Genomic DNA, 16,237 nt, shown 5'->3' with positions numbered 1-16,237 from the left:
AATGGCAAAAGTAGTTTTAGAATGTTCGTTTTGTGGAAGAAAAAAGCCAGAAACTAATTTATTAATCGCCGGTATTAATGCACATATCTGTGATAAGTGTATTGAACAGGCACACGGAATTGTTTTAGAAGAATTAAAATCAAGCGGAAGCGCAAAACTTGTTGGCGACTTAATTTTAAAGAAACCAAAAGAAATCAGAGCTTTCCTTGATCAATACGTTATTGGTCAGGATCAGACAAAAAAAGTAATGTCGGTTGCCGTTTACAATCACTACAAACGTTTAATGCAGCAGCAATTAGACGATGAAGTAGAGATCGAAAAAAGTAACATCATTATGGTGGGTCAAACCGGAACAGGAAAAACATTGGTTGCTAAAACAATCGCAAAAATGTTAGACGTTCCTTTGGCAATTGTTGATGCTACAGTATTGACAGAAGCCGGATATGTTGGAGAAGATGTTGAAAGTATCTTAACCCGTCTTTTACAAGCGGCAGATTATGATGTAACCAAAGCAGAAAGAGGAATAGTATTTATTGATGAAATTGATAAAATTGCCCGCAAGAGTGATAATCCTTCAATAACACGTGACGTTTCTGGAGAAGGTGTACAACAGGCTTTATTAAAATTATTAGAAGGAACAGTCGTAAACGTACCGCCAAAAGGAGGACGTAAACACCCGGATCAGAAATTTGTTGAAGTAAATACTCAAAATATCTTATTTATTGCCGGAGGTGCTTTTGATGGAGTAGAACGTATTATCTCTAAACGTTTGAACCGTCAGGCAGTTGGATATTCGACTTCTAAAAATGTAGACAATATCGACAAAAACAACTTACTTCAGTATATTATACCAAAAGACATTAAAGATTTTGGATTAATTCCGGAGATAATTGGTCGTTTACCAGTTTTAACGCACATGGATCCTTTAGACAAAGAAACTCTTCGTGCGATTTTAACACAGCCAAAAAATGCATTGGTAAAACAATACCAGAAATTATTCTTAATGGATGAAGTTGAATTCAACATTACAGATGAAGCATTAGACTTTATTGTAGACAAAGCTTTAGAATACAAATTAGGAGCTCGAGGATTGCGTTCGCTTTGTGAAGCAATCTTAACAGATGCAATGTACGAACTGCCAAGTTCTGATGATAAGGTTTTATCGATAGATAAAGATTATGCAGAACATACTTTAAGCAAAAACTTATTGAAGCGAATGGAAATTGCTTCTTAATTGAAATATTATCTTTGTCAAAGTTTTAAACTTTGACAAAGCTTTCTTCTAAAACCTGTTCATTTATTTTGAACAGGTTTTTTTTATGATCTAAAATCACTGAACCCTAAATTTCTCCCGATATTCAATCGGCTTCATGCCAACCATTTTATAAAACACCTTTCTAAAAGCTTTAGGATCATTATATCCTGTTTTTTCGATAATTTCTGAAATCGAAAGTTGAGTCTGCTCCAGATATTTTTTTGAGCTTTCAACCCTAATATTCTGCAGATATTCAATTGGCGGAATTCCCGTTACTTGTTTAAAACGTCGAGTCATGTTTCTCGCACTCGTTGGAATATCTTTTGTAATTTCTTCAAGCTTCTCAATGCTGTGATATTGACTTTCTATTTTTTGCTGCAACATTGCAACCAAAGTATCATTATGCAAATGATTTGGTCTGAAAGTACTGAAATAACTTTGCTTGTATCGATTTAAATCGATCGAAAAAATTTTAGCAATTTGTACTGCAATTTCATTTCCACAATATTTCTGAACCAAAAGAATCAATAAATGAAAGGTTGAGGTCGATCCGCCGCTGGTATACAAACTGCCATCTGCAGTTAAAGTTTCTTCAGGTTTTAATTTCACCATTGGAAAAGCTTTCGTAAAAGCACTGCAGGCATCTACGTGTGTGGTAGCCAGTTTTTCATTTAATAAGCCTGAAGCAGCAAATAAAAACGCTCCGGTACAAAAACTCGCTAATTCTGCACCTGCCTGATGCTGTTTTTGCAGCCACGGAATAAATTTTTTATTCTTGGCAATCATTTCGCTCATATTATCGGTCGTAAAAGCTGGAATTAAAATTAAATCTAAAGCTTTTGAAGCTTCGATTGAATGAATTTCATAACCAAACAAATTTTCCTGATTTATCTGTTCAGCCGATTGAAAAACCATAATTTCAAAAGGTTTTTCAGTTGTCTTACTTAATTTATTAGCCGTTTCAAAAACTTCTAAAATTGCGGCTATACTTAATAATTTATAGTCGTGAGGAACGATTAAACCTACTTTTTTGCTCATGATTTTGTGGTTTTTTAGAGAATTAACTTCATAACAAATGTAAGTATTTTGTCTTAAATGCCCCTAAAGTTGACTTTTATTGTATCATAAACGCCATTCTAAAATTCTAAATTTGTTATAAATAATTGTAACTTTATATATTATGGAAACGAAAATGTATTTAAATCTGGCTGTAAAAGACCTACATAAAAGTGTAAATTTTTTTAATGAATTGGGTTTTTCAACCAATCTGAAATTTACAAATGAAAAAGCCGCCTGTATCATTATTGGCGAGAATATTAATATAATGCTTTTAGTAGAAGAGTTTTATCAAACCTTTACAGATAAACAGATTTGTAATTCTCATACAACTAGCGAAGCGCTTATTTCTATTTCTCTACCATCAAAAAAAGAAGTTGATGAAATGGTTGTGAAAGCAGTTAAAGCAGGTGGAACTGATTATAAAAGATCACAAGATTACGGATGGATGTATCAAAAAACGTTTCTTGATCCGGACGGACATCATTGGGAAATTTTTTATATGGATGAAAGTCAGATTCCGGAACAGATGTAATTAATTTAAAATTCACTAAATGATTACAGTTCAAAATACAATTAATGCATCTATAGACAAAGTATGGAACCTCTGGACTCTTCCGGAACATATACAAAACTGGAATTATGCTTTTGATGATTGGCACACTGATTATGCCGAAAATGATTTGCAGGTAAACGGTAAATTTAAATATGAAATGGCAGCCAAAGATAAAAGTGCTGGTTTTGATTTTGAAGGAGAATATACCAGAGTAGAAAAATATCAGTTAATTGAATACAGACTTTTTGACAATAGAGCAGGAAGCATTTATTTTGAAAACCTGGGTAATAAAGTAAAACTTACAGAAGTGTTTGAGCCTGCAAAGAATGATTCTGAAAGTATGCAGAAAGAATGGTGTCAGAATGTAATTAACAATTTTAAAAAGTATGTAGAAAATTTTTAATAAGTATAATTTTTAAATATATAAATAATGATAACAGTACAGAATACAGTTAATGCATCAATAAACAAAGTTTGGGATTTTTGGACTTTACCTGAACATATTACAAAATGGAGTTTTGCTTCTCCGGACTGGCATACGCCTTATGCAGAAAATGATGTAAAACAAGGCGGAAAATTCAAATCGACTATGGCCGCAAAAGATGGCAGTATGAGTTTTGATTTTGAAGGCGAATATACTTTTGTAGAGCCAAATAAAACAATAAAATATGTTATGGCAGATGGAAGAAAAGTTGAAATTTATTTTAAAGAAACACTTGACGGAGTAGAAATCACAGAAAGCTTTGACCCGGAATCTCAAAATCCTGAAGAAATGCAGCGCGGCGGCTGGCAGGCAATACTGGATAACTTTAAAATTTACGCCGAGTCAAATTAGTTTTAGTTAGGTACAAAGGTTTTTTCCCTAATCTTAAATTGGCTTACATCACTTAATATGGTTTAAAAAAAAATTAACGAAAAATATCAAAAAGATGACAAAACAAATATGGTTAAATCTGCCAGTAAAAAATATAGCAAAAGCAAAAGATTTTTTCTGGAAAATAGGCTTCTCTTTTAATGAACAGCATGATACGCCAAGTTCAACCTGTATGGTAGTAGGTGAAGAGAATTTTGTAGTAATGTTATTTGAAGAATCACTTTTTGAAGGTTTTTCGCAAAACAAAATTACCGACACCAAATTAAGTTCTGAAATTCTAATTTCGATCGATGCAGAAAGTAAAGAAGAAGTCGACGAATTAGCAAAAAAAGTACAAGAAGCCGGCGGAACTGTTTTCGCTGCTCCTGCCGAAAGTCAGGGCTGGATGTATGGGTTTGGTTTTGCCGATTTAGATGGCCATCGTTGGAATGTTTTATTTATGGATTTTTCTAAATTATCTTAATTATGGAAACTTTAGAATTTAAAACAAGAATAAAAGCTCCGGCTCAAAAAATCTGGGATGTTTTATGGAATGATGAAACGTATAGAAAATGGACAAGCGTCTTTTGCGAAGGATCTTACACCATAAGCGACTGGAATGAAGGTGATAAAATACGTTTTATGTCACCAAACGGAGAAGGAATGCATAGTGTAATTGAAACCAAGACGCCAAACGAATATATGGCATTTAAGCATATAGGCGAAATAAAAGATTTTAAAGATCTGCCTATTGACGATGAAACAAAAAAGTGGAGCGGCGCAATGGAAACCTACAGATTAATTCCTGATGGTGAATTTACAGATTTAATTGCCCGTACCGATTCAATCGAAAAATATGTCGATTATTTTAAAGAAGTTTTTCCTAAAGGACTTGAAGTAGTAAAACAATTATCAGAAGAAGGGAAATAGATTAAAAAATTAAAAGATTAAAAATAACAAAGAGATTAACAATTAAAAAAAATATTATGGCAGCAATAAATCCTTATTTAATGTTTAACGGAACTTGCGAAGAAGCATTCCTATTTTACAAATCTGTTTTTGGAGGAGATTTTCCTTATATTGGAAAATATAAAGACGCACCTGCAGAAGAAGGAGAACAGCTTTCTGAAGAAGCTTTAAACCGAATTATGCATGTTTCACTTCCAATTGGCAATACCGTTTTAATGGGAAGCGACAGTCATCCGCGATACGGAGATGTGGGCTTTGGGGACAATTATTCAATTTCAATTAATACAGAAAGTACAGAAGAAGCAGACCGAATTTTTAATGGACTTTCGGCAGGCGGAAAAGTCGAAATGCCTATGAATAAAACTTTCTGGGGCGCTTACTTCGGAATGTTTAAAGACAAATTCGGTATAAACTGGATGGTAAATTTTGATGAAAACCAGCCAAATAAATAATAAATAAAGTTACGTTATTCTAATAGCGGAACATAATTGTTAAATTACTCCAAAAAGCGCATGAATATGCGCTTTTTCTTTGCAAAAAAAACAAAGATTATTCTTTTTTATCACCAAGAGATTGCCGATTTTTGTCGCTTCAAAATCAATAAAGATAAAATGGCAGTAGAGGATAAAGAAATTATTTTATTAAAAGTTTCAGGACACGATAAAATAGGGGTTACAGCAGGTTTAACAGCTGTATTGGCAGCTTATGATGCTAATATTTTAGATATAGGCCAGGCCGACATTCATGACACACTTTCTTTAGGGATTTTATTCGAAATTGCTGCAGGTTCTTCATCGGCACCGGTTTTAAAAGACTTATTATTTAAAGCTTACGAATTAGAAATTAAAGTAAAATTTATTCCAATTTCAATCGAAGATTATGAAAAATGGGTAAAATCGCAGTCTAAGCAGCGTTACATCATCAATATTTTAGGCGAAAAACTAGCAGCTTCACAACTAGCAGCAGTTACTAAAATAATGTCAGATCAAAATTTAAATATCGATTCCATTATACGTTTAACAGGAAGAACTTCAATTGTAGAAAAAGAAGAATATCCGCGTTCATGTATTCAGTTGTCTGTAACAGGCGAAATTGTAAATAAAATTGTCATGACGGCAAGTTTTATGGAAATTTCAAGAACTTTAAACGTAGATATTTCTTTTCAGGAAGATAATATTTACAGAAGAAACCGTCGTTTAGTTTGTTTCGATATGGATTCAACTTTAATTCAAACTGAAGTTATTGATGAACTGGCAGAATTAAATGGAGTAGGAGATCAGGTTCGAGCTATTACAGAATCGGCTATGAATGGTGAAATTGATTTCAACGAAAGTTTCAAACAAAGAATGGCTTTGCTTGAAGGTTTAAGTGAAGAAGTTTTACAAAGCGTTGCCAAAAAACTGCCAATAACACAAGGTGCACATCGTTTGATGAAAGCTCTGAAATATTACGGATACAAAACCGCTATTCTTTCAGGAGGATTTACTTATTTTGGAGAATACCTTCAAAAAGAATTAGGAATTGACTACGTTCATGCTAATAAACTTGAAATTAAAGACGGTAAATTAACCGGAAAATATCTGGGCGATATCGTAGACGGACAAAAGAAAGCCGAATACCTAAAAGCAATTGCCGAAAAAGAAGGAATTCACATCAACCAAACTATTGCGGTTGGAGACGGTGCAAACGATTTACCAATGCTAAACTTAGCCGGCTTAGGAATCGCTTTCCACGCAAAACCAAAAGTAAAAGAAAGTGCTTCAACTTCCATTTCTAGTTTAGGTCTTGACGGTGTTTTATACTTATTAGGATATCACGACAGATATATTGATATGATGTAGAAATTTATTTCTACGATATTTTTTGTCATTTCGACGAAGGAGAAATCACACTAGAAATTCTGCAAAGTGTATAATTAATCTTTGTCGATTATAGAGTGTGATTTCTCCTTCGTCGAAATGACATATTGAATGCTAAAAAAATCAGTGTAAATCCGTGTTTTGTAATATTAAACCCGTGTTATCCGCGTGTCAATTTTTTACATTTCCTTCAACTGCTCCAAATAATCTCTCTGATTAGAAAGCCTAGGAATTTTATGCTGTCCGCCCAATTTATCTCTTTCTTTCAGCCAGTCATAAAATAAATTTTCGCGAGCGACATTAATTACCAAAGGATTTAAAGTCATATTGTTGTAGCGTTTCGCTTCATAATCAGAATTTAAAGTTTGTAAAGTTTCGTCGAGAACTTTTTGGAAAAGACCTACATCAGCCGGATTTTTCTTGAATTCGATCATCCATTCGTGCGCGCCTTTTTCTTTATCCTGCATAAAAATAGGAGCAACCGTATAATCAATAACTTCGGTTTGAGTGATTTGACAGGCTTTCGCAATCGCCTGATCTGTATTTTCGACCATTAATTCTTCCCCAAAAACATTAATATGGTGTTTGGTTCTTCCCGTAACTCTTATTCTATACGGATTCAACGAAGTAAAACGAACCGTATCACCAATTAAATAACGCCACAAACCAGAATTTGTAGTAATAACAATAGCGTAGTTTTTATTCAGTTCAACATCAGCCAGACGAATTACTTTTTGATTTGGAGTTCCAAAAGTTTCCATCGGAATAAATTCATAGAAAATCCCGTAATCCAGCATTAATAATAAATCACTGGAATTATTCAAATCCTGTATCGCAAAGAAGCCTTCAGAAGCATTATAAATTTCGTAATATCTAAAATCCTTGCTAGGTAAAATTTTCTTGTATTGTTCTTTGTATGGAGAAAAACTCACACCTCCGTGAAAATAAACTTCAAGATTGGGCCAAAGTTCCAGTAAACTTTGCTTACCAGTATTTTCCAGAACCTTATTCATTAAAACCAGCATCCAGGAAGGAACTCCGGCAAAACTGGTTACATTTTCGTTTTTAGTTTCGTTAATAATCGCCGCAATTTTAGACTCCCATTCGCTCATCAGCGAAGTTTTACTGCTTGGGGTACTGCTAAATTCAGCCCAAATAGGCATATTTTCAATCAAAATTGCCGATAAATCCCCAAAGAAAGTATTGTTGTTTTCATAGATTTGAGAACTTCCGCCAAGACGTAAACTTTTTCCAAGAAACAATTCAGAATCTTCATTATTATTCAAATACAAACAAAGCAAGTCCTTGCTTCCTTTATAATGACAATCTTCAAGAGCTTCGTTACTTACGGGAATAAATTTACTTTTTGCATTGGTAGTTCCACTCGATTTGGCAAACCATTTAATAGGCGATTCCCAAAAAACGCCTTGCTCGCCCTGACGCGTGCGTTCGATTAAAGGCTGCAGTTCTTCATAACTCGCAATCGGAACTCTTTCGGCAAAAGTCTGATACGAATTTATTGAAGCAAAATCATATTTTTTTCCAATAACCGTATTTTCAGATGCCATTAATAAATTATGCAAAAGCTCTTCCTGAACTTCATTTGGGTATTTTAAAAAAAGTTCAATTTGATGTATCCTCTGTTTCAGGACCCATGAAGCGAAAGAATTAATTATTGATAAAGGCATGAGTTGATTTTAGATTTTAGATTGCTGATTTTAAATTTAGATGTTACGATTTATCTAAATCGGAACTTAAAATTTGAATATCAAGCAGCAAATATTAACTTTGTCATTGTATCAAAAATAGTGTTTTTTTGTAATAAAAACCACTACTTCTAAACTAAAGATTAACTCAAAAAAATAAGAGCAATCTAAAATTTAATATCTAAAATCTACAATTTAAACCTAATGACATATCAAGGCGTACTTACAAAAATGCAGACTGAACTTGGAAACCCGATTCAATATTATTTAGTTTTTGAGGATAGTTTTCTAAATGTAAATCAATTATTAGGCAAAGAAATTGAAATTAGTTTTACAGGATTTCAGTGTTTAAATTGTCAAAAAAAGAAAAAGATATTCAGACAAGGTTTTTGTTATGACTGCTTTTATTCAAGTCCCGCTGTTGGCGACTGGATTATGAGACCAGAATTGAGTACGGCACATTTGGGAATTGCCGACCGCGATTTAGAATATGAACAAAAAGCACAGTTACAGCCGCATATAGTTTATCTGGCTTTGTCCAGCGAAATAAAAGTTGGTGTAACCCGCAAAAGTCAGGTTCCTACGCGATGGATAGATCAGGGCGCAACACAGGCAATCGCTATTGTTGAGGTGCCAAATCGTTATCTGGCAGGAATTACAGAGGTTGCATTGAAGGATCATTATGCAGATAAAACAAACTGGAGAAAGATGCTCCAGTGCACAACAGAATCCTGTGATTTAATTTTTGAAAAATCGAAAGTTGAAAATTTAATTCCGGCTGAAGTCAAAGAATATTTTTACAGCCAGAAAAATGATGTTTACGAATTAAACTACCCGGTTTTAAATTATCCGGCCAAAATAGCGAGCTTGAATTTAGATAAGACACCATCTTTTCAGGGAAAACTGGTTGGAATTAAAGGGCAGTATTTAATTTTTGAAAACGGCACGGTCTTTAATATCCGTGGTTCAGAAGGTTATGTTGTTAACATAAACGTCTAGTATTTTTAGTTCCTTGTCGATTTTTATCAGCCGCCTGTCTATGTTTAGTTGGTTATTATGTTAATTGTTGTACTTTTATTTCGTGCTGGAACATAAAAATGGTAATATTGATACATTTCGTTACAATTTTGTAATAAATGCTTATTAATAGAATTTAGTTTTGCGAAAAAAAAGAATTTACATTTGAAGCAATAGAATTGTAGAAAATGTAGTTTAGGTTTTTTAGAAATTGAAGACATTTTTGTGGTTTCTAAATTAATCCCCCGAAAAAAAATACCACATGAGTAACTTAAAAAAAGTTAACGTTAACAAGGTCAGGCGAGGCTTGATGCGACTTTTAACCAAGAATATTGGCAATACCAACATTAGCAGAAGCGGAACAATTGATAAAAATAAAATAAAAAAAGTCCTGATCTGCAGACCCAACGGAAGACTTGGAAATTTACTTTTAGTTACGCCGCTTATTCAGGAAGTTACCAAAACATTTCCAGGTTGCAAAATCGATTTGTTTGTAAAAGGTACTCTTGCTCCAATTGTTTTAGAAAATTATGACTGTATCGATAAAATTATTGATCTCCCTAAAAAACCTTTTAAGGAATTAGTCAAATACTTTAAAGTCTGGACTTTAATTAGAAAACAGAATTACGATCTTGTAATTAATGTTGATCAAAACTCTTCTTCAGGCAGATTAGCCGTTCAGTTCTCAAATGCGAAATATAAATTTTTTGGGGATCTTCCTGAAAATGTTCAGTTAGATTATACTGATCATGAACACATTGCAAAATATCCTGTTTACAATTTAAGATATTTTCTAAGTCAATTTGAAATTGAAGATAAAAAAGAAGCAGTCCCTCTTCTTGATTTAAAATTAACCAATGAAGAAATTTCAAAAGGAAAAGAAACACTTGATAAAATAATTGACAGCCAAAAAAGAACAATTGCCATTTTTACTTTTGCAACAGGCGAAAAGTGCTATTGTGTTTCGTGGTGGGAAGAATTTTATGCAGCTTTGAAAGAAGAATACAAAGACTATAATATTTTTGAAGTTCTGCCGGTTGAAAATGTATCTCAAATCAATTTTCAGGCGCCTTCATTCTACAGTAAAGATATCCGGGAAATAGGTTCAGTAATTGCAAATGTAGATGTTTTTATTGGTGCCGACAGTGGAATTATGCATTTATCAAGTGCTTCAAAAGCACCAACCGTAGGTTTATTTTCAATTTCACCTTTAAAAAAATACCAGCCTTATGGAAACGGAAGTGTTGCAATTGATACCAATATATCTGCCATTCCGGATTTTATAAATGCCATTAATAAGATTTTGAATAAATAATCCTATTTACTGCCGATATTATGTAGCGATGGACATTTTAACAATGATTAAATCAAATTATTATAAAAACAAACTGCTCCCAAAATTACTTTCCGGAGCAGTTTTTTTATTTTAAATCAATTTAGTTTTTCTTTTTGAAAAGCCCGTTGATTAAATCAGTTGCTTTTTTAGTGGTTTCCTGATTTTTTTGTTCTTTCTCAGATTTAGCAGCCTGAGTTGTATCTTTCGCTTTTGTGTTTTTGTTAAGTAAATCAGTCAAAGCCGAAGCACCTTTTTGAGTTAATTTTTCTTTTTGCTGATTTGCTACTTGCGATGCTAAACTTGTAACGGCACTTTTCATGTCCGTTGTAATTTTAGGATTCGAAAAATTACCGCCAATAACAGCATTGATCGGAATATTGTCAAGTTTCGCGGCATCTGCAGGAGACATTTTTGCTATAAAAGCATTGGCCTCACTTCCTAAATATTTAGCAGGAACATCAAATTTCAAATTGTAATTCATCGTTTGATCAAAACCATGGGTTCCGCCAACGGTTACTTTAATATCCTGATATTTAATATCAAAAGGTTTTACATTTACTTTTCCGTTATCAAAACTTAAGGCAGCTTTAATGTCATTCAAATTCACTTTATTCATATCAATGAATTTAATGTTAGAAGTTAAAGAGTTTAAAACTGTAGAGTTTTTAGCATTAATAGTAGTAGAGAGTAATTGGCCAATTAAATCTCCTGAAATAGATTTTAAATCCGGAGTTAACTCTTTCTCGTCTAAATTTCCGTTTAATTTAATGGTCGAATTTAATTTTCCGTTAATAACTCCTGCAATTGGCGCAATTTTTTTCATCATATCCAACTGTGTAAAAGTCTGCGCAATATCAACCTGATTAAAGCCTAAATTCATATCAAATGTTGGTACTTTTGCTTTAGTCGAAACGGCTCCGGTTAAGCCAATTGTACCTCCAAAAATTGATGTTTTAAAGTTTTCTAAAAGTGCCTTTTCATCTTTAATAATCAGTTTTCCGGAAACATCTTTTAGTTTTAAATTATCATATAAAACAGTTGTAGCTTTTGCATTTAAAGTACAGTTTAAGAACGCTGGGATTTTCATTGCTTCAGCCGGTTTTGCCGGTGTTTTTTCTTCTGCTTTTGCAGGTTCTCCGGAAGTCATGAAATCATCAACAGCCAATTGATTTGAACTCATATTGAAGTTTCCTTTCAATTCTTGTTTTTTGAACATAAAACCGTAGAAATTTTCAAGAACTCCGTTTATAGCAATATCACTTTTTCCTGTAGTAGCATTAAATTGTTTCAGGTTGATTGTACTAGGGTTGAATTCAACCAAAGCCGTGCTGATGTTCATAGATTTATTGTTTTCATCAGTATATTTAAATCCTGATAAACTCATAGTTCCGGCATTTTTGATGTTTTGATATTGACTTTTCTCAACAGAAGCCATATCAAAATTAGTGGTAACATCAGCTTTTAAAATACCTGCCAAAGGTTTATCCATTTTAATAGGATATGCTTTTGAAAGATTCGCCAGGTTAATTGTTCCTTTTAAAGCTGCATTTACAAGCGGATTTACAGTAATGTTTCTAACATTTGCTTTAGCGCTGAAAACATCCTGATCGATTCTAAAAGACAGTTTATCTAAGTTTACATAAGTGTCATTTAGAATTCCTGTTTCGTTGATAATTTTAGTATCGATTACAATATTCTGAACTGATTTTGGTAAGTTAGGATATTGAAACGATGCATTGTTTGATGCAATGGCAATATTAAATGCGGGAACTGTTGTGTCTGTTAATTTTCCTTTTGCAAAACCTACAACAGTAAATTCTCCAGTTGTTTTTACGCCGTCAAGACTTGAAGCATATGCAGAAGGAATCAATCCTAAGAAATTGGTAAACGACGAAGTTGGCGTTTTAAATTTCAGGTCATAAATCTGACCTTCTTTTACCATCTGAATAAATCCGTCAAACTCTAATGGCAATTGATTAATTAAAGCTTTATTTTCTTTAAAAGTATATTTGCTTTGGTCTAAATCGATTCCTAAAATAGCGTCTAAAGTCAGTTTTATATTTTTCATATAATTAACTTTATCCATATCTAAAGATACATTTGCAGTAGTTTTTGTATTTAAATCCAGTTTAGAATTGGTAAAATCTCCCGTTCCTTCGTGGTTTAAACTATCAATAACCATTTTAATTTTTGAACCCTGATCGATATATCTAAACGTAAAGTTCTCAATTTTATAGTTTTGAATTTTTAAAGAAAGAGGGCTGCTCTTGTCGTCTTTTTTATCGTTTTCTTTTTTATCTTTTAAAGCAATATCAAAGTTTCCAACACCATCTTTGTTGAAAATAATATTAATTAAACCATTTTCAGAAGTAATTCCCTGAATGTTTAAAGGTTCGTCTTTTCCTTTAAAAAGCTCTTTAATACTCATTTTAAGGTTTAATTCTCCTAACGAAACCAATGTATCACCTTCAAAAGGTGCTTTGTTGATGATAACCAGTTTTTCAATACCCACCGCTGCGTTCGGGAAGTTTTTAAACAAGCTTAAATCAGCATCGGCAAAACTTACTTTTGCATCGACACTTTCGTTAATGGCTTCGGCAATTTTAGCTTTTATTTGATCCTTGAAGAAATACGGAATGGCAAATAATGCGGCGACAATGACCACAAGGACAATGGCAGTTACTTTTAAAATTTTCTTTAACATATTTATAGATTTGAGGTTTATTTTTGAATTTGACTCTTGCAAAAATAGTTTTTTTATTAAAGTGAGAAGATAAAATTTTCTTAATAATGTAAGAAAATTATTCTAATTATAAATAAAAAATCCGTCTGATAAATTTCAAACGGATTTTACTTTTTTATTATTGCATCTACTCTTTAATAAAAGAAACAATCTTATTTACCATTGTTTCAGAAATAGGAAGGTTTTCGTTACTATAACTTTCCATATTTGCCTGTTTGTCGCCTTCGATGATTTTCATAATATGGTTCATTTTGTCAACGATTACTAATTCTGAATTTGTTTTTGCCTTTGATAATTCCTCTGCATCTTTTACCGAAACCTGCAAATCATTATTTCCCTGAATGATTAAAACCGGAATATTCAGCTTTTTAATTTCTGACTGCGGATCGTATTTGAACCACGAGATTAAATACGGCTGAATACTTGCCCTAAAAAGAGAATTTAAAAGAGGATCGACCTTGTTTACTTTATTTCCTGCTTTCAGGCTGTCGATAATAGGAAACGTCATGTCTTCTAATTGTTTGTTTGATTTTGAAGAAATCTGAGATTTTATAAGTTTATCGGCTGATTCTCCGGCTCCTGCAATAGAAACAAATTTATTGGCTTTTCCACTTGCAATCATTCCTATTAAAGATCCTTCGCTGTGACCAATAATGGTTAACTGTGTGAAACGTTTGTCCTGTTTTAAAAAGTTAATCCAGCTTTTGGCATCTTCGGTGTAATTTTCAAAAACTAAACTCGATTCTGTAATGGCTGATTTTTTGCTTTCGCCAATTCCTCTTTTGTCAAAACGTAAGGAAGCAATTCCGTTTTTTGCAAGCGCTTCGGCCAGCAATTTTAAGGAATTGTTTTTCATCATGGGATTATTTCCGTTTCTGTCCGTCGGGCCTGAACCTGCAATTATCAAAGCAACCGGACCTTTTTTCATTCCATCAGGAACAGTAAGTGTACCAAAAAGCTGATCGATATTGATTTTTAAAGTAACATTTGTTTCTGTAAAAGTATCTTGCTTTGTAGTTTGGGCATTTGCAGATGCTAAAAATAAAACGGTAAAAAACAGAAATAGATTTTTCATTTTAAGCGGCATTATTTAATGTTTATTCCGAAAGGCATCATTGCCTGAACACCTTTTTGTCTCTGTAATCTTTTTACCTGTTCGATAAGCATATAGTTTTCTTCGCCGATCTCTTCTTTTATAAAAGCTTCTTTAGATTGAGCAAAAGGCAGACTTCCCATTAAATCACCAAATGTTTTTTCATATTCAGGATAATTTTGAGTGTTGTAATCTTTGATTTTTGCCATTCTTGCGGCTTCGGCTATTGCATCATTTAAACCACCAATTTTGTCCACTAATCCAATTTTTACAGCTTCAGAACCTGACCAAACTCTTCCTTGTGCAATCGCATCAACCTGGTCAAAAGTCATTTTTCTACCTTCGGCAACGTGTGTAACAAAGGTTTTGTAGATCTGTTCGACACCTTCAAGCGTAAAAGCTTTAAACTTTTCATCAACTGGAACAAACGGACTGTAATTTGCCGAGTTTTCGTGTGTTTTTACCTGTTCTGTGTTGATTCCTAATTTATTGGCAAGCGGAGTGAAATTTGGTAATACACCAAATACTCCTATAGAACCGGTAATAGTATTGTTTTCAGCAAAAATTTTATCAGCGTTGCAGGCAATGTAATATCCGCCAGAAGCAGCATAATTTCCCATAGATACAATTACTGGTTTTACTTTTTTAGTAATTTCAATTTCTCTCCAGATTAAGTCAGAAGTCAGTGCGCTTCCGCCTGGGCTGTCAATTCTTAAAACGATCGCTTTTACATCTTCATTTTTTCTGGCTTCCTGTAAAGAACGTCGCATCGAGCCTTCACCAATAACATTTACATCGCCTTCACCGCTGGCAATTTCGCCTTGAGCGTAAATAATAGCGATTTGATTATCAGCAACATTCGTTAAGGCAGTTGTGATGTTATTTTGTGTATAATCTAAAATCGAAATTTTATTATAATCTTCGTCTTCTTTAACTTTTAGAGCTTTTCTGATGGCATTGTGATATACATCTTCATAAGCTACGATGTCAACTAAATGTTGTTTTTTTGCCATTTCGGGAGTTCTTGCCAATAATCCGTTTGCAATTTCGTTTAATTTTTCAACCGGAATATTTCTGCTTTTTGAGATGTCACTGCAAACCGTCGACCAAATCGAATTTAAAAGTGCTGTAATTTGCTCTCTGTTGGCATCGCTCATTTTATTTTCTAAAAATGGCTCAACGGCACTTTTGTATTTTCCGTGACGAATTACTTCCATGTGAATTCCTGATTTTTCCTGAAAATCTTTGAAAAACATCACTTCTGACGAAAGTCCTTTAAAATCTAAATCTCCGGCCGGATTTATATAAACAACATTGGCAACAGAATTTAGATAATATTCTTTTTGCGAATAACCATTTGCATAAGCCCAGACAAATTTTCCTGATTTTTTGAAATTTTCAAGCGCATTTCTTAAGTCTTTATACTGCGCAAGTCCCAGTGAAGACTGATCGTTTAAGATAGAAATCCCTTTAATATTATCGTCTGTTTTTGCAGCTTCAATTGCATTAATAACGTCGGTCAAACCAACTCCTTTTTTATCTGAAAAAACAGTTACCCAGGGATCTTTGTATTTTCCGGCATAATCATTTTCGATTTGTTTTAGATCTAATTCGATAACCGAATCATTTTTAACCGAGACTTTGTCGTCACTTCCAAAAATGGCTCCAATTAGGATTACTCCAAAAAAGAAAAGCATAATAAATACAAAAATACCAATAACTGTGGCAATTACATTTCCTAAAAACTTCATAAGTATATTTTTTTAAATAAGTAGCGTCAACGGACTATTTGTT

General features: G+C 33.1%; 15 protein-coding genes. 10 read left to right on the top strand and 5 right to left on the bottom strand.

The window, feature by feature from the left end; all coding sequences use genetic code 11:
* Nucleotide 1 precedes the first annotated feature (1 nt).
* Nucleotides 2-1,234: an ATP-dependent Clp protease ATP-binding subunit ClpX gene (clpX, locus tag BUC29_RS01105; RefSeq protein ID WP_073412556.1), complete on the top strand. Its 1,233-nt coding sequence runs from the start codon at nucleotides 2-4 to the stop codon at nucleotides 1,232-1,234.
* Nucleotides 1,235-1,330: 96 nt separating this feature from the next.
* Here clpX and BUC29_RS01100 read toward each other — a convergent pair whose 3' ends face one another.
* Nucleotides 1,331-2,293: a GlxA family transcriptional regulator gene (locus tag BUC29_RS01100; RefSeq protein WP_073412554.1), complete on the bottom strand. Its 963-nt coding sequence runs from the start codon at nucleotides 2,291-2,293 to the stop codon at nucleotides 1,331-1,333.
* A gap of 142 nt (nucleotides 2,294-2,435) precedes the next feature.
* Here BUC29_RS01100 and BUC29_RS01095 point away from each other — a divergent pair, with 142 nt between their 5' ends.
* The 7 genes from BUC29_RS01095 to serB all read left to right on the top strand — a co-directional run bounded on the left by BUC29_RS01095 (nucleotide 2,436) and on the right by serB (nucleotide 6,530).
* Nucleotides 2,436-2,846, top strand: a complete 411-nt coding sequence (locus BUC29_RS01095) for a VOC family protein (RefSeq protein ID WP_073412552.1) — start codon at nucleotides 2,436-2,438, stop codon at nucleotides 2,844-2,846.
* A 19-nt stretch (nucleotides 2,847-2,865) separates the two neighbouring features.
* The gene (locus BUC29_RS01090; RefSeq protein WP_073412551.1) at nucleotides 2,866-3,270 is read left to right on the top strand and encodes an SRPBCC domain-containing protein; all 405 of its coding nucleotides are present in this window, start codon (nucleotides 2,866-2,868) and stop codon (nucleotides 3,268-3,270) included.
* Nucleotides 3,271-3,297: 27 nt separating this feature from the next.
* On the top strand, nucleotides 3,298-3,702 hold the full coding sequence (locus tag BUC29_RS01085; protein ID WP_073412549.1) for an SRPBCC family protein: 405 nt from the start codon (nucleotides 3,298-3,300) through the stop codon (nucleotides 3,700-3,702).
* A 94-nt stretch (nucleotides 3,703-3,796) separates the two neighbouring features.
* Nucleotides 3,797-4,204 (top strand): VOC family protein, encoded by a 408-nt coding sequence (locus tag BUC29_RS01080; RefSeq protein WP_073412547.1) that lies wholly within the window; start codon nucleotides 3,797-3,799, stop codon nucleotides 4,202-4,204.
* Between the two features lie 2 nt (nucleotides 4,205-4,206).
* Complete coding sequence (locus BUC29_RS01075; protein WP_073412545.1) at nucleotides 4,207-4,650, top strand: SRPBCC family protein; 444 nt, start codon at nucleotides 4,207-4,209, stop codon at nucleotides 4,648-4,650.
* Nucleotides 4,651-4,706: 56 nt separating this feature from the next.
* Entirely contained in the window at nucleotides 4,707-5,141 is a 435-nt protein-coding gene (locus tag BUC29_RS01070) for a VOC family protein (RefSeq protein WP_073412543.1), read from the top strand.
* Nucleotides 5,142-5,300: 159 nt separating this feature from the next.
* Nucleotides 5,301-6,530 (top strand): phosphoserine phosphatase SerB, encoded by a 1,230-nt coding sequence (gene serB / locus BUC29_RS01065; protein WP_073413559.1) that lies wholly within the window; start codon nucleotides 5,301-5,303, stop codon nucleotides 6,528-6,530.
* A 197-nt stretch (nucleotides 6,531-6,727) separates the two neighbouring features.
* On the opposite strand, the gene BUC29_RS01060 is transcribed toward serB, so the two are convergent.
* Complete coding sequence (locus tag BUC29_RS01060; RefSeq protein WP_073412541.1) at nucleotides 6,728-8,236, bottom strand: GH3 auxin-responsive promoter family protein; 1,509 nt, start codon at nucleotides 8,234-8,236, stop codon at nucleotides 6,728-6,730.
* Nucleotides 8,237-8,458: 222 nt separating this feature from the next.
* On the opposite strand from BUC29_RS01060, the gene BUC29_RS01055 reads away from it, so the two are divergent.
* Both BUC29_RS01055 and BUC29_RS01050 read left to right on the top strand, forming a co-directional pair.
* Complete coding sequence (locus tag BUC29_RS01055) at nucleotides 8,459-9,253, top strand: DUF2797 domain-containing protein (protein ID WP_073412539.1); 795 nt, start codon at nucleotides 8,459-8,461, stop codon at nucleotides 9,251-9,253.
* 280 nt (nucleotides 9,254-9,533) lie between these two features.
* Nucleotides 9,534-10,586 carry a glycosyltransferase family 9 protein gene (locus tag BUC29_RS01050; RefSeq protein WP_073412537.1) on the top strand — a complete coding sequence of 351 codons (1,053 nt, stop codon included), beginning with the start codon at nucleotides 9,534-9,536 and terminating at the stop codon, nucleotides 10,584-10,586.
* 121 nt (nucleotides 10,587-10,707) lie between these two features.
* Here the strand turns inward: BUC29_RS01050 and BUC29_RS01045 are convergent, their stop codons facing one another.
* From BUC29_RS01045 to sppA, 3 genes are all read right to left on the bottom strand, one after another.
* The gene (locus BUC29_RS01045; RefSeq protein ID WP_073412535.1) at nucleotides 10,708-13,311 is read right to left on the bottom strand and encodes an AsmA-like C-terminal region-containing protein; all 2,604 of its coding nucleotides are present in this window, start codon (nucleotides 13,309-13,311) and stop codon (nucleotides 10,708-10,710) included.
* A gap of 166 nt (nucleotides 13,312-13,477) precedes the next feature.
* On the bottom strand, nucleotides 13,478-14,425 hold the full coding sequence (locus BUC29_RS01040; RefSeq protein WP_073413557.1) for an alpha/beta hydrolase: 948 nt from the start codon (nucleotides 14,423-14,425) through the stop codon (nucleotides 13,478-13,480).
* A gap of 11 nt (nucleotides 14,426-14,436) precedes the next feature.
* Entirely contained in the window at nucleotides 14,437-16,194 is a 1,758-nt protein-coding gene (sppA, locus tag BUC29_RS01035) for a signal peptide peptidase SppA (protein WP_073412533.1), read from the bottom strand.
* Between the last annotated feature and the right edge of the window lie 43 nt (nucleotides 16,195-16,237).

It is taken from the genome of Flavobacterium defluvii (assembly GCF_900129555.1).
Lineage (GTDB): Bacteria > Bacteroidota > Bacteroidia > Flavobacteriales > Flavobacteriaceae > Flavobacterium > Flavobacterium defluvii.
Note: the sequence above shows the minus strand (reverse complement) of the source record. Positions and strands in the feature narration are given on the sequence as shown.

Excerpts from the sequence above, each read along its gene's own strand:
- clpX (WP_073412556.1), top strand. The coding sequence starts at position 2 with ATGGCAAAAGTAGTTTTAGAATGTTCGTTTTGTGGAAGAAAAAAGCCA.
- BUC29_RS01100 (WP_073412554.1), bottom strand. The coding sequence starts at position 2,293 with ATGAGCAAAAAAGTAGGTTTAATCGTTCCTCACGACTATAAATTATTA.
- BUC29_RS01095 (WP_073412552.1), top strand. The coding sequence starts at position 2,436 with ATGGAAACGAAAATGTATTTAAATCTGGCTGTAAAAGACCTACATAAA.
- BUC29_RS01090 (WP_073412551.1), top strand. The coding sequence starts at position 2,866 with ATGATTACAGTTCAAAATACAATTAATGCATCTATAGACAAAGTATGG.
- BUC29_RS01085 (WP_073412549.1), top strand. The coding sequence starts at position 3,298 with ATGATAACAGTACAGAATACAGTTAATGCATCAATAAACAAAGTTTGG.
- BUC29_RS01080 (WP_073412547.1), top strand. The coding sequence starts at position 3,797 with ATGACAAAACAAATATGGTTAAATCTGCCAGTAAAAAATATAGCAAAA.
- BUC29_RS01075 (WP_073412545.1), top strand. The coding sequence starts at position 4,207 with ATGGAAACTTTAGAATTTAAAACAAGAATAAAAGCTCCGGCTCAAAAA.
- BUC29_RS01070 (WP_073412543.1), top strand. The coding sequence starts at position 4,707 with ATGGCAGCAATAAATCCTTATTTAATGTTTAACGGAACTTGCGAAGAA.
- serB (WP_073413559.1), top strand. The coding sequence starts at position 5,301 with ATGGCAGTAGAGGATAAAGAAATTATTTTATTAAAAGTTTCAGGACAC.
- BUC29_RS01060 (WP_073412541.1), bottom strand. The coding sequence starts at position 8,236 with ATGCCTTTATCAATAATTAATTCTTTCGCTTCATGGGTCCTGAAACAG.
- BUC29_RS01055 (WP_073412539.1), top strand. The coding sequence starts at position 8,459 with ATGACATATCAAGGCGTACTTACAAAAATGCAGACTGAACTTGGAAAC.
- BUC29_RS01050 (WP_073412537.1), top strand. The coding sequence starts at position 9,534 with ATGAGTAACTTAAAAAAAGTTAACGTTAACAAGGTCAGGCGAGGCTTG.
- BUC29_RS01045 (WP_073412535.1), bottom strand. The coding sequence starts at position 13,311 with ATGTTAAAGAAAATTTTAAAAGTAACTGCCATTGTCCTTGTGGTCATT.
- BUC29_RS01040 (WP_073413557.1), bottom strand. The coding sequence starts at position 14,425 with ATGAAAAATCTATTTCTGTTTTTTACCGTTTTATTTTTAGCATCTGCA.
- sppA (WP_073412533.1), bottom strand. The coding sequence starts at position 16,194 with ATGAAGTTTTTAGGAAATGTAATTGCCACAGTTATTGGTATTTTTGTA.